14 protein-coding genes are annotated in these 24,070 nt (G+C 57.6%); 5 read left to right on the top strand and 9 right to left on the bottom strand.

Translation table 11 applies throughout. The annotated features are described in order from the left end of the window. Nucleotides 1–5 precede the first annotated feature (5 nt). From JYB84_RS03010 to cobA, 4 genes are all read right to left on the bottom strand, one after another. Nucleotides 6–1,745 (bottom strand): SLC13 family permease, encoded by a 1,740-nt coding sequence (locus JYB84_RS03010; RefSeq protein ID WP_207321980.1) that lies wholly within the window; start codon nucleotides 1,743–1,745, stop codon nucleotides 6–8. Between the two features lie 65 nt (nucleotides 1,746–1,810). Further along, on the bottom strand, nucleotides 1,811–3,217 hold the full coding sequence (gene cysN, locus JYB84_RS03005; protein WP_207321979.1) for a sulfate adenylyltransferase subunit CysN: 1,407 nt from the start codon (nucleotides 3,215–3,217) through the stop codon (nucleotides 1,811–1,813). Then, complete coding sequence (gene cysD, locus JYB84_RS03000) at nucleotides 3,217–4,125, bottom strand: sulfate adenylyltransferase subunit CysD (protein ID WP_207321978.1); 909 nt, start codon at nucleotides 4,123–4,125, stop codon at nucleotides 3,217–3,219. The genes cysN and cysD overlap by 1 nt, the downstream gene beginning before the upstream one ends. A gap of 41 nt (nucleotides 4,126–4,166) precedes the next feature. Beyond that, the gene (cobA, locus tag JYB84_RS02995; RefSeq protein ID WP_207321977.1) at nucleotides 4,167–4,976 is read right to left on the bottom strand and encodes a uroporphyrinogen-III C-methyltransferase; all 810 of its coding nucleotides are present in this window, start codon (nucleotides 4,974–4,976) and stop codon (nucleotides 4,167–4,169) included. 402 nt (nucleotides 4,977–5,378) lie between these two features. Between cobA and JYB84_RS02990 the strand changes: the two genes are divergently transcribed. Together JYB84_RS02990 and JYB84_RS02985 are read left to right on the top strand one after the other, a co-directional pair. After that, nucleotides 5,379–6,221, top strand: a complete 843-nt coding sequence (locus tag JYB84_RS02990) for a phospholipase A (RefSeq protein WP_407696024.1) — start codon at nucleotides 5,379–5,381, stop codon at nucleotides 6,219–6,221. A gap of 16 nt (nucleotides 6,222–6,237) precedes the next feature. Continuing rightward, a complete protein-coding gene (locus tag JYB84_RS02985; protein WP_207321975.1) occupies nucleotides 6,238–7,806 on the top strand; it encodes a S41 family peptidase in 1,569 nt (522 codons plus the stop codon). Between the two features lie 448 nt (nucleotides 7,807–8,254). Here JYB84_RS02985 and JYB84_RS02980 read toward each other — a convergent pair whose 3' ends face one another. Beyond that, a complete protein-coding gene (locus tag JYB84_RS02980; RefSeq protein ID WP_407696023.1) occupies nucleotides 8,255–10,792 on the bottom strand; it encodes a TonB-dependent receptor plug domain-containing protein in 2,538 nt (845 codons plus the stop codon). Between the two features lie 368 nt (nucleotides 10,793–11,160). Between JYB84_RS02980 and JYB84_RS02975 the strand changes: the two genes are divergently transcribed. Further along, entirely contained in the window at nucleotides 11,161–12,756 is a 1,596-nt protein-coding gene (locus tag JYB84_RS02975; protein WP_207321973.1) for an AMP-binding protein, read from the top strand. A 112-nt stretch (nucleotides 12,757–12,868) separates the two neighbouring features. On the opposite strand, the gene JYB84_RS02970 is transcribed toward JYB84_RS02975, so the two are convergent. Then, entirely contained in the window at nucleotides 12,869–14,155 is a 1,287-nt protein-coding gene (locus JYB84_RS02970) for an acetyl-CoA hydrolase/transferase family protein (RefSeq protein ID WP_207321972.1), read from the bottom strand. Nucleotides 14,156–14,265: 110 nt separating this feature from the next. Further along, entirely contained in the window at nucleotides 14,266–16,071 is a 1,806-nt protein-coding gene (locus JYB84_RS02965; RefSeq protein ID WP_207321971.1) for an ABC transporter transmembrane domain-containing protein, read from the bottom strand. A 153-nt stretch (nucleotides 16,072–16,224) separates the two neighbouring features. Between JYB84_RS02965 and JYB84_RS02960 the strand changes: the two genes are divergently transcribed. Together JYB84_RS02960 and JYB84_RS02955 are read left to right on the top strand one after the other, a co-directional pair. Further along, on the top strand, nucleotides 16,225–16,605 hold the full coding sequence (locus JYB84_RS02960) for a DUF2956 domain-containing protein (protein ID WP_228290862.1): 381 nt from the start codon (nucleotides 16,225–16,227) through the stop codon (nucleotides 16,603–16,605). A 156-nt stretch (nucleotides 16,606–16,761) separates the two neighbouring features. After that, entirely contained in the window at nucleotides 16,762–18,738 is a 1,977-nt protein-coding gene (locus JYB84_RS02955) for a glycoside hydrolase family 97 protein (RefSeq protein ID WP_207321970.1), read from the top strand. A gap of 1,809 nt (nucleotides 18,739–20,547) precedes the next feature. Here the strand turns inward: JYB84_RS02955 and JYB84_RS02950 are convergent. Together JYB84_RS02950 and JYB84_RS02945 are read right to left on the bottom strand one after the other, a co-directional pair. Beyond that, nucleotides 20,548–21,888 carry a trans-sulfuration enzyme family protein gene (locus JYB84_RS02950; protein WP_207321969.1) on the bottom strand — a complete coding sequence of 447 codons (1,341 nt, stop codon included), beginning with the start codon at nucleotides 21,886–21,888 and terminating at the stop codon, nucleotides 20,548–20,550. A 109-nt stretch (nucleotides 21,889–21,997) separates the two neighbouring features. Beyond that, entirely contained in the window at nucleotides 21,998–24,046 is a 2,049-nt protein-coding gene (locus tag JYB84_RS02945; protein WP_207321968.1) for a hypothetical protein, read from the bottom strand. Nucleotides 24,047–24,070 lie beyond the last annotated feature (24 nt).

Genomic DNA, 24,070 nt, shown 5'->3' with positions numbered 1-24,070 from the left:
CCCGCTCACAAAGGCTGAAACGGGAACAACAGTGGGATCAGCACCAGCACCGCCAGGCTGTAGGCTATGGCCATGGGTATACCCACACCCACGTATTGGCGCAAGCGGTAATTGCCCACGGTAAATACCAAGAGGTTGGTCTGGTAGCCCCAGGGGCTGATAAAACTGGCGCTGGCACCGAACAGCACCGCCATGATAAAGGGCATGGGATCTATGCCAAGGCCCTGGGCCAGGCTGATGGCGATTGGGCACACCAGGGCCGCGGCAGCATTGTTCGACATCAGTTCCGTCAGCAGCAGGGTCAAGAGGTAAATACCTGACACCACCAGGGTCAGTTGCACTCCGGAGAAGCCCAGCACCATTTCTTTCGCCAGCAGCGCCGAGATGCCGCTGTTGCCCATGGCCTGGGACAGAGCCAGGGCGCCACCGACAATCAGCACTATGTCTATGGGGAAGCGGCGCTTGAGCTCCGACAGGCTGACCACACCGGTCAGCAGCAGACCGGTCACAAACAGGGTCAGGCCCTTGAGCAGCGGCAGCTGCTCGAACATGGCCAGCCCCACCACGGTGGCAAAGCCGGCCAAGACCCAGCCGCTGCGACGGGAAGACAGACGGGTGGCCGAGTCCACACCGTTGACCAACAAAAATTCTTTTTCCAGCACCTGCTGGCGGCTGCAAAATTGCTTGCCCGGCACCAGCAACAGGGCATCACCGGCCTGCAGCACTATGGAGCCCAGACCGCCCTGCAGCCGTTCGTGACCGCGGCGCACCGCCACCACCACGGCATCAAAGCGCTCGCGAAAGCGGGCATCCTTGAGGCTCATGCCATTGAGTGACGAGGAGTGGCTGATGATGGCTTCCGCCAGGCTCTGACCGTTCATTGTGTGGTGGCCGTAGAGGCTGAGGCCCTCGATTTCCTGCAGCACGGCTACCGACTCCATGTCGCCGGCAAACAGCAAGATATCGTCCTGCTGCAGCACCGTCTCAGGAGTGACGGGGATGATAGTGTCATCCCCGCGCTGGATTTCCGCCAGGAACAGCTTGCGCAGATGCCTTAGCCCCGCCTCCGCCACCGTCTTGCCAATCAGGCTGGAACCGGCCTTGATCCTGGCCTCGAGAAAATAGGGCAAGGCCCCTTCCTCATCGGGCTTTTCGGTGATGGGCAGGCGATCGGCAATCAGCCACAGCATCAACATACCCGCCAGCACTACCCCCAACGCCACCCCAGTGGTACTGAAAAAGTGCAGCAGCGGCAAACCGGCCCGGTCGAGAAAGCTGTTGATCACCAAATTGGTAGAGGTGCCAATCAGGGTCAGGGTACCGCCAAAGGTGGCGGCAAAGGCCATGGGCAGCATCAGCTTGGAGGGCGCATAACGCTGATTGCGCTTGATGGCACCAATGAGGCTGGCCACCACGGCGGTGTTGGCGGTAAAGGAAGACAATACCGAGGTGGACACCCACAGCTTGGTGAGCACCGAGCGCAGACCGCCACGGCTCAGCTGCAGCCCCACCCAGCTTATCAGCCGGGTCTTCTCCAGCGCCACCGATGACAGCAACAGCAGCACCAGGGTCAGCAGGGATGAGTCGGTAAAGGAAGATGACAACTCATTGAGACTCAGTGAGTTGCTCACATAGGACAGCAAAGCGACGCTGGCAAAAGCCCAGGAGGCCGGCAGCCGGGTGCAGCTGAGCAGGCCCACCAGGCCCAGCACCAGTCCCAACACCCAATATTGCTCCAGCGTCATCTGCTTATCCTTTTAGCCAATCAAAGTTATCAAAGCACTGCCGGTCCTGCCTGGACCGGCCGGGGTCACTTGCTGATATCCAGCGCTTGCCAGTGCGGGAAGTGCTTGCGGATCAGCGCATTGAGTTCAAGTTCAAACTCGCTGAAATCCGTCTTCTGCGCCTTGGCTTCCAGGGCGCTTTCCACCATACCGGCACCGACAGTGATATTGCTCAGACGGTCGATAAAGATGAAACCACCCGTGTCGCGGTTGTCGCGGTAGGCGTCAAACACCACCGACTCGTTCAGTTCCAGCTCCACCAGGGCTATGCCATTGAGCGGCAATTCACTCAGGCTGGTTTCCGCCAGGCTGTTCACATCTATGCCGTGCACCAGGTGCTTGACCGTACCGGGCACCTTTTTGGTGCCGAGCTTAATGTTGTACTGACGACCGACAACCAAAGGCTGCTCGTGCATCCACACCACCTTGGCCAGCAGGCGGTTCGACACAGTCGCCCGGCTGTCGGCAGGCACTATCACGTCGCCACGGCTGATATCGATTTCATCATTGAGGGTCAGGGTCACCGCCTGGCCGGCAAAGGCCTCGGGCAACTCGCCATCAAAGGTCACTATGCTCTTGATGCGCGAGCTTTTGCCGGAGGGCAGCACCTTGACCTCATCCCCGGCCCTGAAACTGCCGGACGCTATGGTGCCGGCAAAGCCACGGAAATCCAGGTTGGGGCGATTGACGTACTGCACCGGCAAACGGGCCTCAAAGCCGTGATTGAAGCCGGTTACGGGCGCCTGCTCCAGCAGCTCCAGCAGGGTTGGGCCCTGATACCAGGGGCTGCGCTCGGAGCGGTTCACCAGGTTGTCACCTTCCAGTGCCGACAGGGGCACAAAGCGAATGTCCGGCACCTGCAGCTGGGCCGCAAAGGCCAGGTAGTCGCGCTTGATCTCTTCAAAGCGGGCCTCGTCGAAGCCCAGCAGATCCATCTTGTTGACCGCCACCACGAACTGCTTGATACCCAGCAAGGCACAGATAAAGCTGTGACGACGGGTTTGCACCTGCACCCCGTGGCGGGCATCAATCAGGATAATGGCCAGATCGCAGTTGGAAGCGCCTGTGGCCATGTTGCGGGTGTACTGCTCGTGACCCGGGGTATCGGCAATGATGAACTTGCGCTTCTCGGTGGAGAAATAGCGGTAGGCCACATCTATGGTGATACCCTGCTCGCGCTCCGCCTGCAGACCGTCCACCAGCAGCGCCAGGTCGATGGCTTCGCCTGTGGTGCCGTGGGACTTGGAGTCCTTGTGCAGCGCCGCCAGCTGATCTTCATAGATCTGGGCGCTGTCGTGCAGCAAACGGCCTATGAGGGTGGATTTACCGTCGTCCACCGAGCCACAGGTCAGGAACTTCAGCAAAGACTTGTGCTGTTGCTTTTCCAGGTACTGTTCAATACCCAGATCTTTGACTTGCAGTGCGACTGACATCAGAAATAGCCCTCACGTTTTTTCTTTTCCATTGACCCGGATGAGTCATGATCTATCACCCGCCCCTGACGTTCGCTGGAGCGGGACAGCAGCATTTCCTCAATGATCTCGGTCAGGGAGGAGGCGCTGGACTCTATGGCGCCGGTCAGCGGATAGCAGCCCAAAGTGCGGAAGCGCACCCGCTTCAGCTCAGGCACTTCGCCCTCATTGAGTGGCATACGCTCGTCATCCACCATGATCAGGGTGCCGTTGCGCTCCACCACGGGGCGGTAATCGGCAAAGTACAGGGGTACTATGTCGATGTTTTCCTGATAGATGTATTGCCAGATATCCAGCTCGGTCCAGTTCGACAGCGGGAAGACCCGGATGCTCTCGCCCTTGTTCACCTGGCCGTTATAGGTGTGCCACAGCTCCGGGCGCTGGTTCTTGGGATCCCAGCGATGATGCTGATCGCGGAAGGAATAGACCCGCTCCTTGGCGCGGGATTTTTCCTCGTCGCGGCGGGCACCACCGAAAGCGGCATCAAAGCCATACTTGTTGAGCGCCTGCTTCAGGCCCTCGGTCTTCATCACGTCTGTGTGCTTGGAAGAGCCAAAGGTGAAGGGATTCATACCCATGGCAATACCTTCGGGATTCTTGTGCACCAGCAGGTCAAAACCGTATTTCCTGGCCACCTCATCCCGGAACGTGATCATGTCGCGGAATTTCCAGTCGGTATCCACGTGCAGCAGCGGGAAAGGGATCTTGCCCGGATAAAAGGCCTTGCGCGCAAGGTGCAGCAGCACGGATGAATCCTTGCCGATGGAATACAGCATCACAGGGTTATCAAACTCCGCGGCAACTTCACGGAAGATTTGAATGCTCTCCGCTTCCAACTGTTGCAAATGACTGAGGACGGGCCCTGACATCATATTTCTCCGATTCTTTCTGTTTACGGCCAAGGGCCGGCTTATTTCACAAGCTGTTTGGCCGGCGTCTCGCTGACGGCGGCGGGTTCAAACCAGTTCAGGCTGTCGGCCAGGCTGACCACCTCGCCCACTATCATCAGCGCCGGCATCACCACCCTGGGATCTTTGGCCAGGGCTTCGAGGGCACCCAGGGTACCAATAACCTTCTGCTGCTGGGCCGTGGTGGCTCTGGATACTATTGCCACCGGGGTGTCGGCACTGCGGCCATGATTAATCAGTTCACGCTGGATAAGGCCAGCGTTGAGTATGCCCATGTACACCACCAGGGTGTTGGCCGGGTTGGCATAGCCCTGCCAATCCATGGGGCGGCTGTCCAGTTGGCAATGGCCGGTAATAAAGGTCACGCCCTGGGCATGATCCCTGTGGGTCAAAGGAATGCCGGCATAGGCCGAGGTGCCGCTGGCGGCGGTGATCCCGGGGATCACTTCAAATTGCACCCCGGCTTCCGCCAGGGTCTGCAGCTCTTCACCACCGCGGCCGAAGATAAAGGGGTCGCCGCCCTTGAGGCGCACCACATTGCGGCGGGTAAAGGCCTTGGTCACCAACAATTGATTGATTTCTTCCTGGCGGGCGCTGTGGGCACCGGCCCTTTTGCCTACGGCGATCTTTTCCGCCGAGGCCGGGATCAGCGCCAGTATGTCATCGCTGACCAGGGCGTCGTACAATACGACATCGGCAGCGGCCAGCACCCGGGCGGCCTTGAGAGTGAGCAGGTCCACGTCGCCGGGTCCTGCGCCCACCAACCATACCTTGCCCGCCGTTTGTTGCCCCGGCAGTGTCACTATGTCCATACCCGTTCCCCTCTATCTGCTATGTTGGCAATATAGCGGCACTCATATTCCATAATAAATAGTAAATAGTTAGTTTTTATAACCAATAGTTATTTACCGGCAGGACACCAGGACTTATCCCCGCAACGGCATAACAAACTTGGGGGAAAAGTGCTTAATCCATTGACTCTTAAGCACTCAAACTTGTCAAGGCTGCTTTCATTCAAGCACTTGGAGCAGATTTCGGCACTGTCACTACTATAAGATATGGCAAAAAAATCTAGCCATGGTGGCGCGCGCGCGTTGCTCTCGCTCCTTAACTGGTCAAGCAGGTGGCCACTGGGGTAAGCTTGGGGCCGCAATCATTACTACAGGGACAGCAAGATGCGGATCCGAACACTTTTGACTTGCCTGTGTAGCCTCATGGCCATCCATGCCCAGGCCGAAGACTCGCTGGTAAAAGACAGGGTCAAGGAAGAACTGGCCACTTCGGACAAACCCTTTGTGATCACCCCGCACAAGGTCAACTACCTGTTGCCCTTTACCTACAACAGTTCCCCCAATATGGCCCCCTTCGAGGACGAGGCCCGCGAACATGGGGCCACACTGGATAATGCCGAAGCCAAGTTTCAGATAAGCTTCAAGTTTCCGCTTTGGTACAATGTCTTTGGTGACAATGGTCATCTGTTTTTCGCCTATACCAATCAGTCCTACTGGCAGGTGTACAACCAGGACATATCGTCTCCGTTCCGCGAGACCAACCATGAGCCCGAGCTGTTTATGCTGTTCAACAACGACTGGAAGCTGTTTGGCATGACCAATTCGCTCTGGGGCTTTGGTGCTGTCCACCAGTCCAACGGCAAGGCCGGAGACATGTCCCGCAGCTGGAACAGGGTTTATGGCACCATGGTGTTTGATTCTGGCCCACTGGCACTGGCGGCCAGGGTGTGGTGGCGCATACCCGAAAGCGAAAAGGAATATGAGGGCGATCCCCGCGGTGACGACAATCCGGATATCGAAGATTATCTGGGCAATTTTGAGCTCCATGCCGTCTATGGCCTCAATGAACAGCGCTACACCCTGTTGCTGCGCAACAATCTCGACAACCCCAACCGCGGCGCAGTGGAGCTGACCTGGAGTTATCCCCTGGTGGGCAATCTGAGGTTCTATGCGCAATACTTCAATGGCTACGGCGAAAGTTTGATAGATTACAACGCCCACACCCAGCGCATCGGCCTGGGCGTGTCCCTCAACGATATTCTCTAGGCAGACCGGAGTCGTGATGGCGGGAAGCAGTGAACCGGTGCAAGACCCACGCCCCCTGAGTTTTCGGGGCGTTACCGCTTGCCTGTGCCTGCTGATCACCCTGAGCACCCTTGCCCTGCTGCAGCTCAGCTGGCCTGAGCCGGCCAAACCGCAGCAACTGACAAGCGCCGACATAGCCGAAGATCTCTATCTGCTGCAGCAAAAATTGACCAGACACTCGGCCTTTCTGGCACTCCATGGAAAGAGTGCCGAAGACAAGTTGGGCCGGGCCAGTCAGGCACTGCTTAAAAAAGTGGATGGCCAATTAAGCAACAGGCGTTTTGCTGCCGAACTGCTGCGGCTATTGGCGCCATTGGAGGATCCCGGTCTGCACCTGGCCGCAGAGTCGCTCGATTGTCGTCAATTACCGCTGCAACTGCGGCCCATGGAACACCAGTGGTTGGCACTGAATGAAACCGGCGCGCCGCTGGACGCTGATTTTCCCTTTATCACCCACATAGATGGCCTGCCCCTGGAACGCTGGATAGGAGCGGCTCAGCGTTACCTGCCATCGGGCTCCAAAAACAGTCCCGGTCTGTTGCAGCCCTGGCTTGGACGCCTGGGCATTTTGCGCAGGGATCTCGGCCTGCCGGACACGGACTCTGTGTTGCTTGGGCTCAGCGATGGTGAATTTGCCTCCCGCTTCCACTCCCTGGCGCTGGCAGCAGAATCCTCAATCCAAAACAAGGATGAGTTCCCCCAGGCCACGGCATGGTTGGCAACTTATCCGGCGTTTAAGCCCCTGCTGCAGCCCCTGTTAGGCTCACTGATGTTGCGGGGCGGCAATCAAGAGCCGGCACCCGAGCCAAGGCCAATGCCGAGTTTACAGCGGCTGGATCCCGGCAGTATGTCGCTGACAGTGGACAATCTCGATGCCCTGGATACCCAGGCAAGCAAAGCGCTGTTGAGTCAGGCCTTGGCATCGCCAAGGCTGATTGTGGATTTGCGTCACGCCCACGGCCACAGCCCCCAGCTGCTCAGTATGCTGGCCGGCTATGCCGGTGAGTCAGGCTCACTGTTGGGGTTTGCCCACTACCGCCGCGGTGATACCCGCAGCGACTTCTTTGGCAGTGGCGCCTTTCGAATTCTGCCTGGCGCAGTGGAGCCAGGTTTGCCGGAGAGTGGTGAAGCTTTCGGTCCCTGGTACAGTCGCAGCCTTGAGGGCCAATCCTCCCGAAGCCGGCCCGATTTCGCTTCCGCACCCGATACCAGGCTGGCCATTATTGCCGGCCCCAATTGCCGCCAGGAATGTGAATGGATAGTGCACAGCGCCAAGCATTGGGCCAGGGCCGTGATCCTCGGTGAGGCCACCAGCGGCGATCTTGGCAAGCTTTACAGCCTGACTTTGCCCAATTCCCGCATCCGGGTTTCCTTCAGCCAGTCGCTGGCATTTGCTGCCGACGGCCAATTGCTGTCAGCGGTGGGAACCCAACCCGACATCATCATCTCCAGCGTCGATGAACCCGATTGGCAGGGCTTGTTGCAATTAATCGACAGCGAGCAACTGGCGCAGACCAGTAGCAGCCATGGCACAGGCGCGCGTTGAATAGGGTATAAAAGGGAGAAACCCCGAATAGTCCAGGAAGATCAATGGGACTATCCGGGGGAAAACGCCGGGAGAAGACTGCACTTGCGCCAGCAAGTCAATCAAGGCTCTCACGAGCCCAGCGCCATTCAGGGGAAGACTGTTTTCCGGCGGCAACCAAGTCGGTTACCAACTACCGGGGGAGCATGATGCAGCGAGACCAGAGCCTCAGTGACCAAGCCCGCCACAGCCTGAGAATGGCAAAACCACCTACGGGAACTTCCAACTATAGACTATCTGTTGAAATTGTGAACAAGTCTGTGGGTGAAATTGTACAAATTTTTTGAACCAGCTCACAACGTGACTAAAAGCAATTTAATTTCATAATCTTAAAGCAGAAGCACATCAAATTTTATCCACAAAAGCAAAAGGCTGCCCTGAGGCAGCCTTTTCATTTCAGCAGCAGCTATCAGAAGCTGTAGCTGACACGGCCATAGTAGTAGCCACCGTTAAAGCCATAGGGCGAGGTGACTGGGTACTGGGCACCGGCGATGCCAGCCCATGGGTTGTCATCGGGATACTTGTCGAACAGGTTCTGGGCACCCACGGACAGGCTCCAGTTGTCATTGACGTCATAGCTCAGCTCGGCATCAAAGGTCACAGCAGAGCTGACATCAATTGGCAGTTCGCCGTCTGAATCCAGGTGGTTTTCCCAGTAAGAACCGTAGTAGTTCATACGCAGCATGGAGCGCCAGTCAGCACTGAGTTCCTGGGTCCAGGTCAGGGTACCTTTGTGGTGCGGCAGGGCTTCTTCCAGTGCCTTCACCTTGGCATCACTGATGTTCTCAGGGTTCCAATCATCTACTTCGGTCTGGGTCCAGTTGTAAGCCAGGGCGAAGTTGGCACCGTCGAGCCAATCGGGTGCATAGCTGACCACCAGATCGATACCCTGGGTGGTGGTATCGAAGTCGTTGGTGAAGTAACGCACAGCTGAGAAGCTGCTGGCATCCAGAATACCTTGGGCCAACAGAGCATCCTTATCGGCCTGAGTCAGATCCAGAGGTGATGTCTGGGTGATGCGGTCTTCCAGTTCGATATGGAAGTAATCCAGGGTCAGGAAGAACTCACCCAGGGTCAAAACGCCACCCAGGGAGTAGTTGAAGGAGGTTTCCGGATCCAGTGGTTTACCACCCTTCTGAACCGAAATTGGGTTGGTGGGTGGCAGAGTGGCCTGATCCTGCAGACCATTCGGGCTGAAGGCCGTGGTCACGTTACGCACATTGTTCTGACCCACGGTTGGGGCACGGAAACCTGTGCTGACCGCACCACGCAGTGAGAAGGACTCGGCCACGTTGTAGATTGAGCCCAGCTTCCAGTTGGTGGTTGAGCCGAAATCGTCGTAGTGCTCGTAACGCACGGCGCCGGTTACCAGCCAGTCGAGGGTGATTTCTTTCTCAACATCTATATAGGCGGCCACGTTGCCACGGCTCCAGGAACCTGAATCCTCGGGCTTGAAGCCGGGGAAGCCGTTGGATCCTATACCGAAGCCCTGGGACGCCAGCGGGCCCACTTCGAACGAAGCCGGGTCGCCGTTGTAGATTTCGAAAGTTTCACGACGGTATTCCAAACCGGCCGCGAAGCTCCAGGTGTCGATTTCGAAGTAGCTCAGATCCAAGCTGGCACCGCGCTCCAACTGCACATACTTGCCTGGGTTAAAGGTGTTTGGCGACATAGGTCCCAAGGAACCGTTAACCGTGTTCTTGATGTAGTAGTCAGAGGTGTTCTTGCCATAGGACAGGCTGAAGTCGTAGTTAATGCTGTTCTTGGTGGTACCCTTCAGGCCGGCCACCAGCGAGCTGTCTTCCACCACACCGCCAAAGTGTGGGGTAAAGCCACCGGGGAACATTTCATTGAACACGAAGCAATCGGGATCAGCCTTAACCTGGGCCAGTGCATCTGGATCAGGTACTCCGCCCACTACATTAATGGTGGGGCAATTACCCGACATGTCGCCGGTCAAATCCCCTACCAGCAGGGTCTTACCGCCATCGGCGCTGTAGATACCATCACGGTTGGTTGGGTTACGGTAATAGAAGCCACCTTCGACATCGCGGCGGGCCCAGTTACCGAACATATAAGCAGTTTGATCGGCATTCAGATCCAGACCGGCGTTGAAGAAAAGTTTGAAGTCTTCCTTGGTTTCCGGAGTACCCCACACCTGGGCTGGTACAGGCACGGCAGTGTTGCCGGCATCGATCAGGCCTTGGGCATCATCGCGCTGCACGCTGCGGCTGGTGGGGTCCTGGGTCTTGTATTCACCGCTGACGTTAAAGAAACCGTTGTCTGTCAGTGGCATACCCACGTTGGCGGCAATCATGGGGCTGGAGCCATCACCTTCATAAAACTCACCGTAGCGGGCTTCTATGGTGCCGCCGTCAGAGTTGTCCTTGAGCTGAAAGTTGATCACGCCGGCAATGGCGTCGGAACCGTATTGAGCGGCGGCGCCGTCACGCAGCACTTCCACCTGCTTCAGCGCGATGGCGGGAATAACGGAAATATCAGGCCCCTGGGCACCATCGGAGATACCGGCGCCCTGGAAAGCGATCACTGAAGAGCGGTGGCGGCGTTTGCCGTTCAGCAATACCAGGGTGTGGTCCGGCGCCAGACCGCGCATGTTGGCGGGGCGCACCAGAGTCGAGGCATCACTGATGGGTTGGGCGTTTACGTTATAGGAAGGCACCACCTTGCTGAACAGATCGTTCATGTCGGTGGCACCGTTCTTGGTGAATTCTTCATTGCCAATGATGTCAACGGGTACAGGCGACTCACCTACTGAGCGGGGAGCGGCACGGGAACCTACTACGGCAATTTTTTCAATATTTTGTGCCTCGGCCTGAGCTTCTTCTTCGGCGAATGCGACCTGGCTGGCCAGAGTGCCTGTCAGGGCAAGCGAAACAGCTAAACTCAGTGAGCTGAACCCGAACTTTCTTTTGTTTTGTAAAGTCATCATTTGTGCTCTCAACTGCTTATTTATTGTTCTGTATGCCGACTTACTCCGTGTTTCCGGAGTTTTCCCGTCAGCCACTCCCTGGGAAGTGAAATCTAGATTTACACTCACGCTCCTTTTTTATAACAAGTCACTCACAAAAACCAACACTTTATTACACGGATCACATAATAAATTTACGAATCATTTCATGGCCGAAGGGCTTGCCTGACGTCCGAACATGTGATGGAGGGGGGAATAGTGATGGAAGAATGGACAAAATTTATCGCAGGTCATTGACCCTGACACAAACCCGGCTCTAGGCTAGCATTCAGTTTGCAGCCCAGGTTCACCATGCATTTCCGCTCGTGGGGCAAGAGACAATTCCAATGCTGTATGACACTGAATCAGAATTAAAAATTGAATACTCATCCCTGGTGGATCTCATAGATGCCAGCTGCAAGCGCTATGGCGACAAGCCCGCCTTTGCCTGTCAGGGCAAAGAGCACAGTTTTCGCGAAATCCATACCCTGGCCAACGCCTTCGGTGCCTGGTTACAACAGCAACCTCTGTTGCAACCGGGCGACAGAATTGCCATTCAGCTGCCCAATTTGACCCAGTTTGTTATCGCCGCCTACGGTGCCCTCAAGGCCGGGCTGGTATTGGTCAACACCAATCCCCTCTATACCGAGCGCGAGCTGATCCATCAGTTCAAAGACTCAGGGGCCAAGGCCTTGGTGGTACTGTCGGATCTGTTACCCATATTAGCCAAGGTGGTGGCCAACACGCCGGTGGAACTGGTGATATCCACCCATCCGCTGGATCTGCTGGCACCCCAGGTGCAACCCAAGACAGGGCTGAAAAATGTGGAATTCATGCAGGTGCTGCAACAGGGCATGGGCCTGGAACTTAAACCCGTCGCTGCCAACCACAACAGTCTGGCGGCTTTGCAGTACACGGGTGGTACCACGGGTGTGTCGAAGGGAGCCATGCTCAGCCATGGCAACCTGCTGGCCAACGCGGCCCAGTGCCAATCCCGGCTGGGGACTGTGATAACCGAGGGACAGGACATCTTTGTCGCCCCCCTGCCCATCTATCACATCTATGCCTTTCTGGTGAACCTGGTGCTCTATTTCGAGCGCGGCGCCTGCTCAGTGCTGATCCCCAATCCGCGGGATATCGCCGGCCTGATAAAGACCCTGGCCAAGTATCCCTTTACCGGTTTTGCCGGCCTCAATACCCTGTTTGTGGGCCTGTGCCATCAGGCCGAATTCAAGGCCCTGGATTTCAGTCACCTCAAGGTCACCATCTCAGGTGGCACAGCCCTGACCGAGGCGGCCGCCAAGCTCTGGCAACAGACCACCGGCTGCACCATCAGCGAGGGCTATGGGCTGTCGGAAACCTCCCCCGTGGTCAGCCTCAATGCCCCGGGGTTGGAACGCCTTGGCACCATAGGCAAACCCGTGCTCAATACCAGAGTGAAAATCCTCGATGGCAACGATGTCGAAGTGACACTTGGCGAAGCCGGGGAACTGGCGGTGGCCGGCCCCCAGGTAATGAGTGGCTACTGGCAGCAGGCAGAAGAAAATGCCCGGGTGTTTACCGCCGATGGTTTCTTTCGCACCGGCGATGTGGCCGTGGCCGATGCCGAGGGCTTTTTGCGGATAGTGGATCGCAAAAAAGACATGATTATTGTCTCGGGCTTTAACGTCTATCCCAACGAGGTGGAGAACGTACTCGCCGGTCACCCGGCGGTACTGGAGTGCGCCGTCATAGGTGTGGCCGACGAGAAAAGTGGCGAGGCGGTCAAGGCCTTTATCGTGCTGACCCCAGAGGTGGAAAATCAGCAGCAGGCCAGGGATGCAATAATGCAGCACTGCGAGGCCAATCTCACCGGCTATAAATTGCCGCGGCAGATAGAGTTTGTCCCCCAACTGCCCAAGAGTACGGTCGGCAAGGTGCTGCGCCGGGCGCTGCGCAGCTAAGACTAAGCAATTAATAGCGAGACCATTAGCAGCTAAGCCATCACAACAGCCAGCCCATAACAACAAGCCCCGGCAATGCCGGGGCTTTTTTATTGCCATTAAACCCTGAGCCTTAAATGGTTAAGCCCCACAGCTCAAAGGTTTCCCGGCACAACTGCTCACGAAAATCCGGATGGGCTATGTCCACCAGAGCCTTGGCCCGCTCCCGCAGTGAGCGACCGCGCAGGTTGGCGACACCATATTCGGTCACTATGTAGTGCACATGGGCGCGGGTGGTCACCACCCCGGCGCCGGGGGCCAACACTGGGGCTATGCGCGACACCTTGCCACCGGCCGCCGTGCTGGGGATGGCAATTACCGAGCGGCCGCCCTCGGACAGACCGGCGCCGCGGATAAAGTCCATCTGGCCCCCGACACCCGAGTAAATGCGGGTGCCAAGTGAATCGGCGCAGACCTGACCGGAGATGTCCACCTGCAGCGCCGAGTTGATGGCCATTACATTGGGGTTGCGGCGGATAATGGCGGTGTCGTTCACCTGCTCAATATCGAGGAACACCACCTCGGGATTGTCGTCGACAAAGTCATACAGGCGGCGGCTGCCGAGGGCAAAACCTGTCACCAGCTTGCCGGGGCGGAAGCGTTTGCACTTGTTGGTCACCACACCTCGCTCCACCAGCGACAGTATGCCGTCGGAAAACAGCTCGGTATGGATCCCCAGATCGCGCCTGTCATGGAGGCAACCGAGCACGGCATCGGGAATGCCGCCTATGCCCATCTGCAAACAATCGCCGTCGCGCACCAGGGTCGCCACATGCTCACCTATGGCACGGGTGACCTTATCACCGGCGGCCATGGGATGCTCCGGCAGGGCCACACTTTCCTCGTACACGGCGGCAAACCTGTCCATATGGACAAAGCCGTCGCCGTGGGTGCGGGGCATCTGCGGATTGATATGGGCAATGATCCTGCCGGCCACCTCACAGGCGGCCAGGGTGGCCTCCACCGAGATCCCCAGGGAACAAAGACCGTGCTTGTCCGGTGGTGACACCTGAACTATGGCGGTGTCGATGCGCTGCTCGCGGCTGCGGAACAACTTGGGCACTTCCGACAGGAAAATCGGCACATAATCGGCGTCCCCCTGTTGCAGCAGGGAGCGGGTCGGCACACCGCCGAAATAACAGCGGTGGCGCAAATGGCCCTTGAGTTCGGGACTGCTCAGGCACTCGGCCTGCTCCGTATGCAGTTGCAGCAGGGTCAGATTACGGCGGTTGCGGGCGTGCAGCGCCAGCGCTTCCAGCATAATCCTCGGGGTCGCCCCCATGGAATGGGTCCAGATGTACTCGTTGTTGTCTATCAGTGACACAGCCTCAAGGGCTGTGTTGCAGTGCCGTGGCGCCATGGCCTTTCCTTTGTGAGAATAAGACCTTGCTGTTATAGCAGTAAAGACAGGCGCTTGGGCTGAGCCGGATCATGCTTTTACGATTTCCCACCCGGCCTGAATTTGCCGGGTTAACCCGGCACTGACAGCGGCGCCTCTTCGCTGAGCAATTGCAAGCTGGCAAATTCCCGGTAACGTTCGCTGCTTGTCAGGAGTTCACTGTGGCTGCCTTGGGCTATCAGCCGCCCCTTGTCGAGCACCAGGATGCGATCGGCATTGATAACGGTCGACAGCCGATGGGCGATGATCAAACTGGTGCGCCCCTGCATCAGCACATCCAGGGCCTGCTTGACCTTGAGTTCGCTGACCGCATCCAGAGCACTCGTGGCCTCATCGAGCAGCAGCACGGGGCGATTGGCCAGTATGGCGCGGGCGATGGCGATGCGCTGCTTCTGGCCACCGGACAGGCGCACGCCGCGCTCACCAAGATAGGTGTCGTAGCCGTCCGGTAGCTCGCGGATAAACTCGTCGGCGCGGGCGGCGACACAGGCAGCGCGCACCGCCTCGATTGAAGCCTGCGGATCGCCATAGCGCACGTTTTCCAGCACACTGGTGGCGAAGATCACCGACTCCTGCGGCACCAGGGCAAACTGGCGCCGCAGCTCATCCAAAGACAACTCGGCAATATCTGTGTTGTCGAGCAGGATGCGGCCGCCTGTGGGCTGATAAAAGCGCGCCAACAGCTGGAACAGGGTGCTCTTGCCGGCCCCGCTCTCGCCCACCAGCGCCACCTTTTCACCGGCACGGATATGGACATTGAGATCCGCCAGTGCCGGGGTTGTGACGCCATTGCCGTTCTCTCCACCAGAGCCACTGCCGGGATAGCTGAATTGCAGCGCCTGCAATTGCAGCTCACCGCGCACCGGCTTGGCCAATTGTTTGGGCTCGGCCAGCTCAGGAATGTCGCTTTGCGCTTCGGTCAGTTCCTTGAGTCGCTCCGCCGCGCCAATGGAGCGCTGGATATCCCCCACCACCTCGCTGATGGTGGCGGTACCGCCGGCCACCATCACGGCATAAAACAGGAAGGCCGACAGCTGACCGGCGCTGACCACCCCGCTCATCACGTCCCGGGCGCCAACCCAGGTCACCAGGGCGATGGCGGCAATGGATAAAAACATCACCAGGGCGATCAACGCCGCCCGCACCCGGATGCGGCGGTTGGCCGAGGCCATCACGGCCTCCACATGGTTGCCGAACAGCGCCCGATCCACAGCTTCATGGCCATAGGACTGCACAGTGTGGATCTCGTGCAGGCTCTCATCCACGTAAGCGCCGAGGTCTGCCACCCTGTCCTGGCTCTCCCGCGACAGGCTGCGCACCCGCCGCCCGAAAAAGAATACCGGCACCAATACCGCGGGCACCGCCAGCAGCACCAGAGCGGTAAGTTTGAGACTGGTCACCGCCATCATCAGCATGCCCCCCAGAACTGTCACCGCCGAGCGCAGCGCCATCGACAGGCTGGAGCCCACTACCGTCTGCAGCAAGGTAGTGTCGGCGGTAAAGCGCGACAGCACCTCGCCGGTGCGCAGCCTGGCGTAAAAGCTTGGCGACAGGGTCAGCAACTGGCGGTACAAATTCAGCCGTATGTCATTGCTGACCCGCTCACCGAGCCAGGTCATCAGGAAAAAACGGCAATAGACGGCGCTGGCGCTGACGGCGGTGATCCCAAGCAGCATAAGGATGATTTGATTAAGGCGCTCCACCGAGCCGCTGACAAAGCCCTCGTCTACCAAGAGCCGCACCCCCTGGCCCAGGGCAAGCCAGGCAATTGAGCCCAGCAGCAGGCACAGCAATGCCGCAACCACCTTGAGTTTATAGGGGCGTAAAAATCCCAGGATCCAACCGAGCACATCCGCCCGCGGTGTCTTGCTGTCCATAGTGGCTCCGCTTGAGAAAAGAGACCGCGCCCTTCTCTATGACGGCGGCGCGGCTGGTAACTTCTAACATGGGGTATGCCTTGGCCAATTGCAATGGCAGCGGCGGATTGAGCCAGCGCAACAGTAGGGAAATCATGGCACTTAAGGGGTATCATGGACGCCATTGGTTTTTATCAGAAAAAACAGAGCATCCCCATGACCCCAGCTTCACCCGAAACCCGCGAACAGGCGATGAAGGTCGCCAGCGCCACCCAGAAACCCGGCCAAACCAAGGAACAGACCCGGCTTATCGCCCAGGGCATAGAAAAGGGCATAGCCGAGTTCAAGAAACAGCAAAAGGCCAAGGCCCGGGAGCGCGACAAGTTGCGCAAGCGCCAGCTTAAAGACCGCCAAATCCTGCTGGATGAGACCGAGCTCGAACAAGAACTCGAACAGGACTGGCCGGACAGCGCTTGGTATAAAAACGCATATATACCCTGGAGCCTGCTGCTGGTCAGCTGGCTCGGCTTTGCCGCCTGGCTGCTGGCACGTTGATAAGGCCAGCATAAACAACATCTATCCCCCGGAGCGGTTTTTTGGAAGCTTAGTTTTTGGGAAGCTGAGTTTCCGGGAAGCTTTGATGGCTAATGCATGAGCGCCGTTGCAGGCAAAACTGCTTCAATGGCACATCATTCACTCATGGAGAAGCCTATGTTTCCCACCTTGTTGCGCCCATCACGCGCATCCCGCCTTCAAATCGGCCTGATCGGCGCCGCCCTGATGCTGTGGCAAAGCACGGCGCTGGCCGGGCAATTCAGCCTTCGATCCCCCGATGACAGCCTGGAAATCCGCCTGAGCACAGGTACACATACAGAAACAGGCACAGTTCAGGGGCTGGAATACCAGCTCTGGGTCGATGGCCAGCAGCAGCTACAGCCGTCCCGGATCGCCATGGCCTTTGACGATGGCAGCGCCTTCGGCCCCGGAGCCAGGGTCACGGACCAGACTCCGGTTGAGGTGGACGAAGAAGTGCTCCCCGAAATACCGCTGCGCCAGGCCAAAATCCGCAATCACTATCGCGGCCTGACCTTGAGCTTCGATACTGGCTTCCAGCTGGAGCTGCGGGCCTTCAATGAAGGGGTGGCATATCGCTTTATCGCCGGCAAACACCCGGCCACGGGCCTTAAAGGGGAAACCGCCGAATTCAACCTCGCCAAGGGCAGCTTCGGTTATTTCCCGTTCGAAAAAAATTTCCGCAGTGCCACCCAGCCGCTGTTTACCCCCACAGCCACCAAGAGCCTGGGCGGCGATCAGCTCGGCAGCCTGCCGGCGTTGTTTGTCAGCAAGGGCGTCAACCTGCTGCTGACCGAAACCGATCTGCAGCACTACCCCGGCCTCTGGCTCAGGGGTGATGGCCGGGGCGGCGTCTTTGGGGTCCACCCCAGGGAGCTGGATAAGGAAGGCAATGAAATTGACAGCCACGCCAGCATCGAAGGCAATCGCAGCTTCCCCTGGCGCATCATAGGGGTGGCCCGCAGCGATGCCGCCCTGCTGGACAACCAGTTAAGCTTTCTGCTCTCAGAACCCTCCAGGATTAAGGATGTCAGCTGGATCAAACCCGGCAAAATCGCCTGGGACTGGTACAACGAAAACCACCTCAAGGGCGTAGACTTCAAATCCGGCATCAACACAGACACCTATAAGTACTTTATCGACTTCGCCGCCAAATTCGGCATAGAAAACATATTGTTGGATGATGGCTGGTCCACCCACGAGGACGTGTTGACAGTGCTGCCCGGCATCGACATGCAGGCGATTCTCGCCCACGCCAAAGAGAAAGGGGTCAAGGTCCAGCTGTGGGTGCCCTGGAGCGGTCTGGAGCCCCAGATGGAGCAGGCCATGAAGCGCTATGCCCAGTGGGGGATCAGCGGCCTCAAGATAGACTTTATGAACAGCGACAGCCAGCGCATGGTGGACTTCTACTGGCGCACCGCCGCCACCGCCGCCAAGTACAAGCTGATGGTCAACTTCCACGGCGCCTACAAGCCCGCAGGCATCCACCGCACCTACCCCAACGTGCTGACCCGCGAGGGCGTCAAGGGGCTGGAAAACCATAAGTGGTCCGACAGCATCACCCCAACCCACAACCTGCATCTGCCCTTTATCCGGATGATCACAGGTCCCATGGACTACACCCCCGGCGCCATGCGCAACGCCCAGCGCAAGAACTTTGCAGCCATATTCTCCCGCCCCATGAGCCTGGGCACCCGCGCCCATCAGGTGGCCATGTACGTGCTGTACGAGAGCCCGCTGCAAATGTTGGCGGACACCCCCAGCAGCTACGAGGCCGAACCCGAGATCCCGCGCTTTATCGCCGCCATCCCCACAGTATGGGATGACTACAGGGTGCTGGAGGCCAGCATAGGCGACTACCTGGTGATGGCCCGCCGCGCCGGCAAGGACTGGTTTATCGGCGCCATGACCAATGAGCAGCCGAGGGACTTCCAATTGGATCTCGGCTTCCTGGCACCGGGCCGCTACCGCCTGACCCTGTGCCGCGACGGCATCAACGCCGATGAAAACGCCGAGGACTACCGCATCGAAACCCGCGAGGTTAACGCCGGCGACAGGCTCGCCATCACCCTCGCCCCCGGAGGTGGATGGGCGGCGAAGGTTACGCCGCTGTAACCCGTCCAAGACCCGATACCAATCGGGTCTTTTCTTTCATGCCCGAAAGAAAAGCGGGCTTTCTTGGGGTTCATCTCCAAGTTTCGAACACGTAGAGGCTAGCGATGCAGCTTTCTTTACTGCTTGCGTAAACATCAACGCCTTGATGCTACCAATCACCTGCGGTGGGTGCCGCGTATGGATGCACCAATGTCGCGATCGCAGGACCTGTTTTGCTCCCGACAAAACAGGCATTTCCTCCGTCCATGGAGGTCAGATGTGTTTGAGCGACCATGGCTCGGACGGTCACTGGTGTGGCAGTGCTAATCATTGGCGTTCCACTCCGACATTGGTTGAACTGGCATCAACTATCGAAGAAGAATGCCCAAGATGAAATGCTGCACCGCTACTTGCCCCCATCAGGAGCCGCTGAGGTCGATGAGCTTGGGCGCGTAGCCGAGGGAGGGAACCCGAGGCTGCTTCGGTCGAGCAGGACGCGAGTCCGAAGCTGTAGCAAGACCACGCTCAAGAGACCGAAGAGCTTTCGGCTCCGTCGGGGGTGGCTGGGGGATTGGATAAGGGGGCAAGTCCACACTGCCCCCTTTCCCCGGGTGTGGGTTGGAGACCCACGACTTTCTGCCGCTGGCACAGCGGCTATCTTGTGCTTTGTCTTAACTTCCAGCACTGGATGCTATCAATCTCCGCGTGGCGGCCAGAGGCCTTCGGGAAACGCTAATGCGGTGAAACCATTCACCGCATTGTCTGGCGACACGCTTGTCCCCCTGCGGTGCGCTTTCGCACTGCCACCCCAGTGACACGGCGTGAATCCGTCCTTAGAGGCTCACCGACGCCAAATGGATGCATGGATGCATGAGTTAAAATGAAGTAGAGGCCAGAATTAAATATATAGACAAGAAAAGACAACAACCTAAGTATGGGGGAATATCACGGAGCAATAAGCACTAAATATTTAATATTCCAAACTGTAATGTTCATAAATAGTCTGGACTAACCACTAAAAATTATATAACAATTTCAATATTAAAATTACCATGCAACACTTAATAACCAGACTATAATTAGAGTGCGGATTATTTATTATAACAAGGAGTATATTCACTTAACAAAAAATATTATCCATTGATTAAATTTAAAAAATGCATTATCAAAAACTGAAATAACTTTAATCACAACCATGACTAAAATGAACTTTTGCACATATCAAATAAGCTCGGTCCTTTTATTGGGAATCCGAGCTTTAAAGTTGTAATTACTAAAACACCTTACATGAGCAGAGCAGAGGTATTGGACAACGATCATCAGGATCAGGACAAGTGCTTCCGGCATAAGCCGCAAAAGAGCCTAAGGCAATAACTGCAGCAAGAGCTCCAGCAAGTGCAACTTTAATCATTTTCATGTATCGCATTCCTCTGTTTTATCAAAGTTAAATTAAAGCCAATCATTAACCATTTAATGATCAACATTTGGCTTAAATGAATCTATTTTTGCACATTTATTTTGTCAACGATTAATTTTTTTAATATCAAAAACAGTACAAAATAACTAACAACATAGACTTTATTACAACATGGAAATACAACTACGAAATTTTGCTATATTCACCAATACAAATTACTTACTAAAAAATATAATAATCACACTTAAGTTCAATACCGTCTATCCATAAATTATTTTTGCGTCATTTTTTAAGAGTGATTATTAATAAATGACTATTAGAGCTAACAAATAAATCAGATAAAGCATGCTGAATTCAGCCCAGCCCCTGAATCGCTGCTGACTCCAAGAAATTAGATGTGACGTCTAATACCTTCACACTTTCTCCAATGCTTGTTGCAAATCGGCGATCAGATCGCCGACGTGTTCCAAGCCCACAGACAGGCGCATCTGGGCCGGGCTCAGGCCCAGAGCCGCGAAGCGCTCTGGGTCAAGCTCCTTCTGGTAACCTATCGCCGGGGCGTAGATCAGACTCTCGTGGCCGCCCCAGCTGACGCCGATGCGTATAAGCCTGAGGGCGTTGACGAAACGCCGCGCTGCCGCTTCCGCATCCCTAACGTCAGCGCTCCCCGCCTCGGCGCTCTCTGTATGAGCACCTTCCGCTAACCCCTCTTTTAAACCAGCCTTTAAGCCTGCCTTTAAACGAAAGCCCATCAGCCCGCTAAAACCCGACATCTGCCTGCGGGCCAATTCCGCCTGGGGAAACCCCGGCAAACCGGGGTAATCCACCCGTGCCACCTTGGGATGGGCCGCCAGCATGGTAGCGACCGCCAGGCCGCTCTGCTGATGGCGTGCCATCCGCAGCGGCAGGGTGCGCAGGCTGCGCAGTAAAAACCAGGCCTCCATGGGGGCGATGCGGGCGCCCAGGAGTTCAAATTCGCGGCTGTGGATGGCGTCCAGCAGCGCCGCCGAGCCGAGCAAAGCGCCGGCAATAATGTCGCTGTGGCCGCCGAGATACTTGGAGCAGGAGTGCACTTCGAGATCAATTCCCAGCGCCAAGGGCCGCTGGAACAGCGGCGTGGCCCAGGTGTTGTCCGCCATGGTGGCTATGCCGTGGGCCCTGGCCAGGGCGGCAACGGTGCTTAAGTCCTGCAGACCGAACAGCCCTGAGCCCGGACTCTCCAGGTAAATCAGCTTGGTGTTGCCGCGGATACAGGCAGCGATTTCCTCCACTTCGGCACCGCCGACAAAACTCAGCTCAATATTGAGCTTGGGCGCCAGGTATTGCTCCAGCAGCGCCAGCACGGGGCCATAGGCGTTGCGAACGCAGATCACATGGCAGCTAGGTTGCAGAAAGTGCAGGATTCCGGCGCTGATGGCGGCCATGCCGGAGGCGAACAGCTTGGCCTTTTCGGCACCGGCAAAGGCCGCCAGTACCCTCTCGGCCTCGACCACAGTGGGGTTATGGCCACGGCTGTAGATGGGGGTGTTGATCTTGTCCTCGAAGGCGCTTGCTATGGCCTCCCAGGAGTCGAAGGTGAACAGCGAATTCTGGTAGATGGGCGGCACCACGGCGCCAAAGGCATCGCCGCCGCTCTGGCACAGCAGGGTTTCCGGGTGCAGCCGGTTTTCAGGATGCAGTTGGCTTTCAGGATAAGAAAGGCTTTCCGGATCAGAGCGGCTTTCCTGGTAAGAAGATGGTGGATGTGAAGACATATGGCTGCTCGCGGCTCCTGCCTTGGTTTTTCTACTGACACTTATTTAATGAGATGGAGCCGGGCATCCCTGTCCGGCGTTTATCCTGATATGTTTCGACGGTTTCCCATCAAAGACTGAGCAGCAGCGGCGCGCCGCCATCCCAGTCCTGTTGCAGCAGCACGGCATCGCCGCGGCTGACCTTAACCCGGGTCTTGGCGCCTTGGCGCTCGGCGCAGATGTCGAGGTTGTCGTTAAAGGCCTGCACGTGCTTCAGGCACATGGACGGCCAGTCCCTGGGCAAGCGCGGCGCCAGGGCAAACTGCTTCAGCCCCATGGGCTCTATGCCGAACAGCCCCTCGGTGATCACCCTGGCGTAGAGACCGCTTTCCGCCGACAACTGGCGCTGATCCCCCTCGGGCCAGGCCTCCACCGCATAGGGCACATGCTCACCCAGCAGGCGTTTGCGGCTGTAATAGCGGAAGTAGTCCATGGCGGTATCGGTGCGCGCGGCGGCAAAGATGCCGCGAAAGGCGTACAGTGTGGCCCGGTCCCAGAAGGTGTCGTCACCGGACTCGGAATAGATGCCGTTTTCATTCCACAGCTTGGGTGACAGCAGCGCCTCCAGGGTGCCCTGCTGGCGCTCGTTAAGGCCCATCACCAACGGCAGGGCTATCCAGGCCCGCAGCTTGTCGTTGCCATCGTAATATCTATAGGTGTCATAACCTTCCACCCTGGCGGCAAAGGCCTTATCTATGGCGCTGCGCAGCCGCCCGGCCTCGGCTCTCAATGCGTCACCATTCAGGCCCAGGGAGTCATACAAATGCCCCGCCGCCATCAGGCCGCCATAGGCCAGCATATTGGTGCTGAGGTTGGCATCCCCTGAGGGGAAGCGACCCTCCAGCTCGTCGCTGTCCGAGGCCACTATGCCCTCGGGTGTTAACTGGCGGCGGTTGTACTCCAGGCACCACTGGATCAGTGGCAACAGCTGTCGCGCCTGGGCCTCATCACCGGAGGCCAGGGCATAGCGGCTGGCGCCGTAGGCTATCATGGCGCAGTCACCGCGATCGCCGGCACCGTTCCAGATGTCCTGCCCCTCGGCGATGATCGACGAGGGAATGGGGCGATACTCCGGATTCATAAAACGGGCGAAATGCCGGAAACTGTTCATGGCGGAGCTATTACCATTGGCATCGCCCAAAAAGGGGAACAAGGGATTGACGTATTCGGCCTGATCGTTGGCCCAGATGGCGGCATAGTAGCGGCCACCGCCGGGACCGTGCATCAGGCCGCCACGGGTGCGGAAAATGCTCTCGGCGGCCCTGAGCTTGGCGAAGGCGAACATGCGGTCAAGCACGGGATCCGGGGTCTCCAGCACCAGCTTGTCATTCAAAGACGCCAGATACTGGCGCCGCGCCGCCAGGGCCTCGGCCGGGCTTTGGCTGGTTTCCTGGGTAGCAGAACTGGCAGCCTCGGCGACTATCTGCGCCTCGAAGCTTAAGAAATAACTCAGGCTGTCGCCGGGGCCCAAGAGGCGCTCACCGTCGAAATCGCTGTGGGCACTGATGCGATAGCTGCCATAGACTCCGGCATCCGTTGGGGTATCGAACTGCTCATTGAGGGCGTTCACCCTGATCCTGATAGCCTGCTTGCCCAGGTTGCGCAGCTCGTGGCGCTCCACCAGCAGCGGCGCCGTGGTGGCGGGTGCCAGGGTGCGGATAAGCTTAAGGCCGTCTATCTCCGACTGCCCCTGCCCCGCCTGCAACTCGCTTTCCAGGGTCAGAATGCCATCGAAGCTCACGCTCTCAAGCCGCTCGGCCCCGACCGGAGCATCGTTGATCAGCAGAGTCGGCGACCTGTCAAAGCTGTGGCTCAGGCTGGCATGGGTGTCATTGGGAATGGTGCGCAGCATGGGCCACACCAGCTTGCGGCTCAGCAGCAGGCTGCCATCGGCCCGGGTGCCGTAATCTATGATGGCCGAGACCTGCTCACCGCTGAACTCCAATTGATCCTGGTGCACATCGCTGACCTGCCAGCGGATGCCTGAGTCCTGCAGCTGCCAGCGATCCTTGAGGCTGGCCGCCAGGGAGGCGGAGCTGTCCTGCACGCAACCCGTCAGCCCAGACAACAAAAATGGGACAAGACATGGCACCAGCAGGGCCAGGGTGGTTTTTTTCATTGTTGTTCTCCCGGGCTCGGGGCC

The organism is Shewanella cyperi (genome assembly GCF_017354985.1).
GTDB lineage: Bacteria > Pseudomonadota > Gammaproteobacteria > Enterobacterales > Shewanellaceae > Shewanella > Shewanella cyperi.
This window is presented reverse-complemented; position numbering and strand designations above follow the sequence as displayed.

Coding starts and splice junctions, on each gene's coding strand:
- JYB84_RS03010 (WP_207321980.1), bottom strand. CDS start 1,745: ATGACGCTGGAGCAATATTGGGTGTTGGGACTGGTGCTGGGCCTGGTG.
- cysN (WP_207321979.1), bottom strand. CDS start 3,217: ATGTCAGTCGCACTGCAAGTCAAAGATCTGGGTATTGAACAGTACCTG.
- cysD (WP_207321978.1), bottom strand. CDS start 4,125: ATGTCAGGGCCCGTCCTCAGTCATTTGCAACAGTTGGAAGCGGAGAGC.
- cobA (WP_207321977.1), bottom strand. CDS start 4,976: ATGGACATAGTGACACTGCCGGGGCAACAAACGGCGGGCAAGGTATGG.
- JYB84_RS02990 (WP_407696024.1), top strand. CDS start 5,379: ATGGCCATCCATGCCCAGGCCGAAGACTCGCTGGTAAAAGACAGGGTC.
- JYB84_RS02985 (WP_207321975.1), top strand. CDS start 6,238: ATGGCGGGAAGCAGTGAACCGGTGCAAGACCCACGCCCCCTGAGTTTT.
- JYB84_RS02980 (WP_407696023.1), bottom strand. CDS start 10,792: ATGACTTTACAAAACAAAAGAAAGTTCGGGTTCAGCTCACTGAGTTTA.
- JYB84_RS02975 (WP_207321973.1), top strand. CDS start 11,161: ATGCTGTATGACACTGAATCAGAATTAAAAATTGAATACTCATCCCTG.
- JYB84_RS02970 (WP_207321972.1), bottom strand. CDS start 14,155: ATGGCGCCACGGCACTGCAACACAGCCCTTGAGGCTGTGTCACTGATA.
- JYB84_RS02965 (WP_207321971.1), bottom strand. CDS start 16,071: ATGGACAGCAAGACACCGCGGGCGGATGTGCTCGGTTGGATCCTGGGA.
- JYB84_RS02960 (WP_228290862.1), top strand. CDS start 16,225: ATGGACGCCATTGGTTTTTATCAGAAAAAACAGAGCATCCCCATGACC.
- JYB84_RS02955 (WP_207321970.1), top strand. CDS start 16,762: ATGTTTCCCACCTTGTTGCGCCCATCACGCGCATCCCGCCTTCAAATC.
- JYB84_RS02950 (WP_207321969.1), bottom strand. CDS start 21,888: ATGTCTTCACATCCACCATCTTCTTACCAGGAAAGCCGCTCTGATCCG.
- JYB84_RS02945 (WP_207321968.1), bottom strand. CDS start 24,046: ATGAAAAAAACCACCCTGGCCCTGCTGGTGCCATGTCTTGTCCCATTT.